This is a genomic window from Mesorhizobium sp. M7A.F.Ca.US.007.01.2.1 (genome assembly GCF_003998165.1).
Lineage (GTDB): Bacteria > Pseudomonadota > Alphaproteobacteria > Rhizobiales > Rhizobiaceae > Mesorhizobium > Mesorhizobium ciceri.
Genome location: NZ_RZQP01000310.1, coordinates 1 through 6,001, shown reverse-complemented (window position 1 = coordinate 6,001; position 6,001 = coordinate 1). Strand labels below are relative to the sequence as shown.

The 6,001-nt window shown below is 62.4% G+C and carries 6 protein-coding genes; 1 reads left to right on the top strand and 5 read right to left on the bottom strand.

The window, feature by feature from the left end; genetic code table 11:
* The 5 genes from EN949_RS32095 to cpaB form a co-directional block, all read right to left on the bottom strand.
* On the bottom strand, positions 1 to 671 hold a 671-nt coding region (locus EN949_RS32095; protein ID WP_164782605.1), incomplete at its 3' end, for an ATPase, T2SS/T4P/T4SS family.
* Positions 668 to 1,882, bottom strand: coding sequence for a CpaE family protein (locus tag EN949_RS32090; protein ID WP_013531961.1), 1,215 nt, complete (start codon positions 1,880 to 1,882; stop codon positions 668 to 670). The genes EN949_RS32095 and EN949_RS32090, both read right to left, overlap by 4 nt.
* A gap of 44 nt (positions 1,883 to 1,926) precedes the next feature.
* Positions 1,927 to 2,196 (bottom strand): hypothetical protein, encoded by a 270-nt coding sequence (locus EN949_RS32085; RefSeq protein WP_013531962.1) that lies wholly within the window; start codon positions 2,194 to 2,196, stop codon positions 1,927 to 1,929.
* A gap of 4 nt (positions 2,197 to 2,200) precedes the next feature.
* Entirely contained in the window at positions 2,201 to 3,649 is a 1,449-nt protein-coding gene (locus EN949_RS32080) for a type II and III secretion system protein family protein (protein ID WP_013531963.1), read from the bottom strand.
* A 30-nt stretch (positions 3,650 to 3,679) separates the two neighbouring features.
* Positions 3,680 to 4,606, bottom strand: a complete 927-nt coding sequence (gene cpaB / locus EN949_RS32075; protein ID WP_245268555.1) for a Flp pilus assembly protein CpaB — start codon at positions 4,604 to 4,606, stop codon at positions 3,680 to 3,682.
* A 237-nt stretch (positions 4,607 to 4,843) separates the two neighbouring features.
* Here cpaB and EN949_RS32070 point away from each other — a divergent pair.
* Positions 4,844 to 6,001 (top strand): ATP-binding protein (locus EN949_RS32070; protein WP_245472558.1); only part of this gene is annotated, 1,158 nt, incomplete at its 3' end.

The following is a 6,001-nucleotide window of genomic DNA, read 5'->3' as shown; positions in this document are numbered from 1 at the left end:
AGTTTATGCAGGCCGAGCTTGTTCTTGGAGAATTTGCGGATCGACACCAGCGGGCCGTCGACCGCAACCGGGCGGATGGCCGCGTTGAAGCGCGAGCCGTCCAGCATGCGGGCATCGACCATCGGCTGCGATTCGTCGACGCGGCGACCGACCGCGGCGACGATCTTGTTGACGATGCGCAGGAGATGCGCCTCGTCCTTGAACGGAATGTGGACCGGCTGCAGCTTGCCTTTCTTTTCGACAAAGCAGTTCATGTGGCCGTTGATCAGGATATCGTTGATGTCGGGATCCTTGAGCAGCGGCTCGAGCGGACCGAGGCCGACCATCTCGTCGACGATGTCGTCGACCAGCGCATCAAGCTCGACGGTGTTGATCGCCATCCGCTCCTGCTTGGTCTTTTCCGAAACGAAGTCATGCACTTGCCGGCGCATCTCATCCTTCGGCAAACGCTCCAGCGCGACAAGATTGATCTCTTCGAGCAGCAGCCGGTGGATACGCACGCGCGCATCGAGCACCTTGTTGGCATTCTTTGCCAGCGCTGCTTCCGGCTTTGCCGGCAAAGCCTTTCGGCTGGTTGGTATGACGACGGCATGGTGGGCGACCGGCGTCGTCTCATGCGCGCGCTGCGGACGCGCATCGCGGTTCTGCAGGGTGGAGAAGCGGCTGGTCATCCGGCTTTCCTCTTCAGCAATCCACGGCCCATGCCAAACAGCGAGCGCGATTTCGCCCGGGTCGGGACCGCTTCTTCCGGCAGGATGATCTTCTTCAGATCGTTGACGACATTGGCGTTGGGATCGATCTCGTGCAGCGGTACGCCGCGATCGACTGCTTCGCGCACCAGCCGGTAGTTGTTGGCGATGCCGCCGACGAAATGCTCGCCAAGGATTTCCTGGACGTCCGCCTGCTTGATGCCGTTATCGAACATCTTCTGTTCGAAACGGTTGACGATGACGTTCGGCTTCACTTCCTTGCCGGCCGTCTCGTAGACCGCCTGGATCAGCCGCTGGGTGTGGCGCAGGCACGGCACCGTCATTTCCGCGACGATGTAGAGCTTGTTGGAACCGAGCAGCACGGTCTCCGTCCATGGAAACCAGGTGCGGGGCATGTCGATGACGACATTGTCGAAATAGGCCGAAACGAGATCCAGCATGCGCACCACGACATCGGTCTTGAACGAGCGCATCTCGGCTGGATGCGCCGGTGCCGCCAGCACGCAAAGCCCGCTGGCATGCTTGGACAGCATCACGTCGAGCAGTTGGCGGTCGAGACGCTCGGGCTGGTTCTCGATCTCGGTGATGTCGAAACGCGGTTCGAGGTCGAGATATTCGGCACAGGCGCCCTGCTGGAAGTTGAGATCGACGACGCAGGTCGAGGCTCCGCGCGTCACCGAGTGATGCAGCTGGAAGGCGGTCTGCAGCGCCAGCGTCGTGGTGCCGACGCCGCCCGCCGCAGGCATGAAGGTATAGATTTGCGACTCGGTGTTTTCCTCGCGCCCGGGCCCTTGCAGCGCCCGTACCACGGAGCGCACCAGATCGGCCGTGGTGATCGGCTTGACCAGGAAATCCGCGACCTTGAGCTGCACGAGAATACGCACCGCGGCCGCGTTGAACTCCTGGGTGACGACGACGACCGGAACCTTGTCCTCCAGCCGACGCATGATGCGCTGCAGCGACTCGACCTCCTCCAGCCTTGCCGCATCCATGTCGACGATGATGGCGCCGAAGTCGGCTTCCTGGATCTCACCGCGCAACTCGGTAACGTTCTTCTCCACCGTCGAGAGCTGTATGATCTCGGAGGCGGAAAATGCGGTGCGCGTGTCCTGCGCAAACGTCCTGTCGGTCGATACGAGCAGGATCTTCCTGGTCTTGATGCCATTTGCCATTCTGTCAGCCTGTCAGGTCGCCCGTTGACCAGTTGCCCGTTGAATCAGTTGCCTGTGGTCGACTGCGACGCCTTGGCACCGGCCGCCTGATCGGGTGTGACAGCCGCGGCACTGCCTCGTTGGGCCGGCACCAGGAGCCTGGTGTTCTGGACCCCGTATTTCCAGGGATCGACCATCTGCATGACGGTGTTGGCGGCCTGCGCATTGCCGGCGCCGGCCGTTGGCCCTTCGCTGCGCACATAGTCGTCGCTGGTGCAGCCAGCGGCAAAGCCGGCCAGCAGCAAGGCGACGCTCGATCCAAAGACCAGACGCATGGCTTCAATCCTTCGGCAGGTCGAGGAAATGCCCAGCCGAAGCGGCCGCTGCAGGTTGAGTGACGCGGCCGTCTGCCAGCGCCACGGTGCGACCGGCATCGGAATCCTTCACTTCCTCGGTGTTGTTGAGAAAATAGTCGGCATTGCTGGCCGGCTGCGTGCCATCTGTCGGCTCGACGAGCTTCTTCGACGGATCGACCGGCTTGACCAGATAGGGCGTTACGATGATGACGAGGTCGGTCTCGCGCCGCTGATAGGATTTGGACGAGAACAGAGCCCCAAGCACCGGCATCTTGCCGAGGCCCGGAATGCGCGACGTGGTGATGTCGTTTTGCGACTGCAGCAGTCCAGCGATCATGAAGCTCTGGCCGTTCTTCAGGTCGACTGACGTCCTGGCACGGCGCACGATGAAGCCAGGAACCGAGATCGTCCCGATATTGTAGGAGGCCGACGCATCGATCGAGGAGACTTCCGGCGCGATATCAAGGCTGACCAGCCCGTCTTTCAGAACCGTCGGCGTGAAATCCAGGCTGACGCCGTATTTCTTGTAGCTGACCGAGATCTTGCCGTTGTCCTCCGAGACCGGGATCGGGAACTCGCCGCCGGCGAGGAAGCTCGCCGTCTGACCGGACCGGGCGATCAGGTTCGGCTCGGCCAGTCGCCGCGCCAAGCCGCGCTCCTCCAGCGCCTTGATGGCAATATCGATCGATACGCCGTTCGATAGGAGACGACCGATGATCTCGCCAGTACCGGCCGTCGGCACTGTGCCCGGATCGATCGAGACGTCGCGGCCGCCAAGGCCATAGGCGAAATTGGCGGCGTATTTGGCACCCAGATCCTGGCCCGCCTGGCGGTTGATCTCGACAAAGCGGACGTTGAGCTGGACCTGCTGCGAAGATGAGATGTTGACCGAGTTGATCACCTCCTCGGCACCGGAAAAGCGCGTCGCGATCTTGTTTGCCTTTTCGGCGGCGACGGCATCGTCGGCCTCGCCCGACAGCACCACACGGCCATTGGCCGATCCGACCTTGATCCTGGCATCCGGCACGCTGGCGCGAATGGTGCTGGCCAGTTGGTCGGTGTCGAGCGTCACCTCGATGTCGACGGTGCCGACAAGCTGCTTTTTCTCATCGAACAGCGCAATCCCGGTGGTGCCGAGATTGTTGCCGAGCACATAGAAGGATTTGTCGGTCAGCGGATTGACGTTGGCGATCTCCGGATCGCCGATGACGATCTGGTAGAAGGCAGCACTGGTGATGATCGTCTTCGGCTTGCCCTTGGCAACCTTGATTGACGCATTCTTGGTCGACGACACGTAGACGACGTCGTTGTCAGCTCTCGCCGCCGAGGCGCCCAAGGCCAGCATCGCCGCAGCGGCCAGCGAAGACGCGACAGCCACGGCGCGCAAAACGCGCAACCGCGTCATGACCCGATATATGAACAGCCCGAACATTGTCCCGTCCCTCACCCAGTCCCCACTGGTTTATTTCTGGTCCCGCGAAGGAACCTGGTATTCCTCGGCCTTCGTGCCGCGCGTTACGATGACCGTCTTGAACTTCGGTTTCTCCGGCTCCTTGGTGACGGCGTCGAACACCGAGCCGGCCGCGGCCTGCACATTCGAGGCGACCGATCCGCCGAAGGAGGAGATGGTGGTGACGCCGCTCTTGCCGTCAGCGCCTTCGCTGGCGGACCGAAGCGACAGCGAGAGCGTGCCGACGGTGCGGGCCAGCGCTACTTTCTGCGCGCCGTCCGTCGTCACCTCGATTGTCACCGAATTGGAAATCTGCGGCGTCGTCTGGCGCTCGTCGGCGCCCTGCCCGACGCTCAGCACCTTGGCATCGGCGACAACGATCTCGGAGGTGATGGTGGAACCGGCAGCGCCTTGCGCATTCTTGGCCACTTCCTGGATTTCGCCGGCATCGCGTGTCAGCACCACATCAACGCGGTCACCGGGCGTGACGAAGCCGCCGACTCCGGCGATCTCGTCGGTGCGGATGGTGACCGCCCGCATTCCGGGCGTCATCATGTTGGAGAGCGTCGCGCGGCCATTCGGGCCGGACAGCTTGGTCAGCAGCACCGGTTCGTTGACCTCGATCGGCGACAGCACCACGCGGCTGCCGTCGGCGAGCAACGCATTGATGGTGGTGAAGGCGCCCTGCGGCACGGACTCTTGCGACCACGGGATTTCGCTGAGCTGCGCGCGGTCGAGCTCCATGCCGTAGCGCAACGGGGCATTCGCCACCACGATGGTCTTGAATTCGACTTTCGGCACGACAGGTGCCGGAATCGACGACGTCTTCTCTTCGGAATCGGCCTTGGCCTGGCTTTTGACCCAGAAATCCGCGGCAAAGATCGAGATCGCGCCGAAAACGGCGGCGATGCCGATCATCGATATGGCCTTGCCCCTCACGCCTAAACCCCTGATATCAGCAGTTTCTTATTTAGTTGGGCTCACGTTAGGCGGCATTGTTAAAGAATCAGGAATCCCGGGCGTTGGTATCGGATCTATTTCCGCCGGCTTGGTTATCGAATGGTTTTGGGGTAAGAGGGCCCAGATCCCCGAACGGAACAGGAACCTCGGTCGCTTGGCGCTGAAAAGCGTGGCAGTATCGCGAGGTGATTCGCAGCACCGGAACCTATGGCAGGCATGGACGACAGCAACGATCTCTTCGGCAATATGGACAAGCAGCCGCAGCCGGTGCGTACCGCTGCGCGCCCGGCGGATCCACTGGTGGTGCAAGCCACCAAGCGTCCTGCCTCGACCAAGGACGGCAGCGAGGGCTATAGCGCCGCCGACATCGAGGTGCTGGAAGGGCTGGAGCCGGTGCGCCGCCGGCCAGGCATGTATATCGGCGGTACCGACGACAAGGCGATGCACCATCTGTTCGCCGAGGTCATCGACAATTCGATGGACGAAGCGGTTGCCGGCCACGCCACCTTCATCGATGTCGAGCTTTCGGCCGACGGCTATCTCGCCGTGACCGACAATGGCCGCGGCATCCCGATCGATCCGCACCCGAAGTTCAAGAAGCCGGCGCTTGAAGTGATCATGACGACGCTGCATTCGGGCGGCAAGTTCGACTCCAAGGTTTACGAGACATCAGGCGGCCTGCATGGCGTCGGCGTGTCCGTGGTCAACGCGCTGTCGGACCATCTCGAGGTCGAGGTCGCGCGGGGACGGCAACTCTATCGGCAAAAATTCTCGCGCGGCGTTCCCGTGACCGGCCTGGAACAGTTGGGCGAGGTCCACAACCGGCGCGGCACAAAGATCCGCTTCCACCCCGACGAGCAGATTTTCGGCAAGGGCGCGGCGTTCGAACCGGCGCGGCTCTACCGTATGACGCGCTCGAAAGCCTATCTGTTCGGCGGCGTCGAGATCCGCTGGACCTGCGATCCGTCGCTGATCAAGGAAAAAGACCAGACACCGGCCAAGGCGGAATTCCATTTTCCCGGCGGCCTGAAGGACTATCTCAAGGCATCGCTCGGCGACGACTTCCAGGTGACGCGCGAGATTTTCGCCGGCAAGAGCGAGAAACAGGGCGGCCATGGCTCGCTCGAATGGGCGGTGACCTGGTTCGGCGGCGACGGCTTCATCAATTCCTACTGCAACACCATCCCGACCGGCGAAGGCGGCACCCACGAGGCCGGCTTCCGCAACGTGCTGACGCGAGGCCTGCGCGCCTATGCCGACCTCGTCGGCAACAAGCGCGCCTCGATCGTCACCTCGGAAGACGTCATGATCTCGGCAGCGGGCATGCTGTCGGTGTTCATCCGCGAGCCGGAATTCGTCGGCCAGACCAAGGAC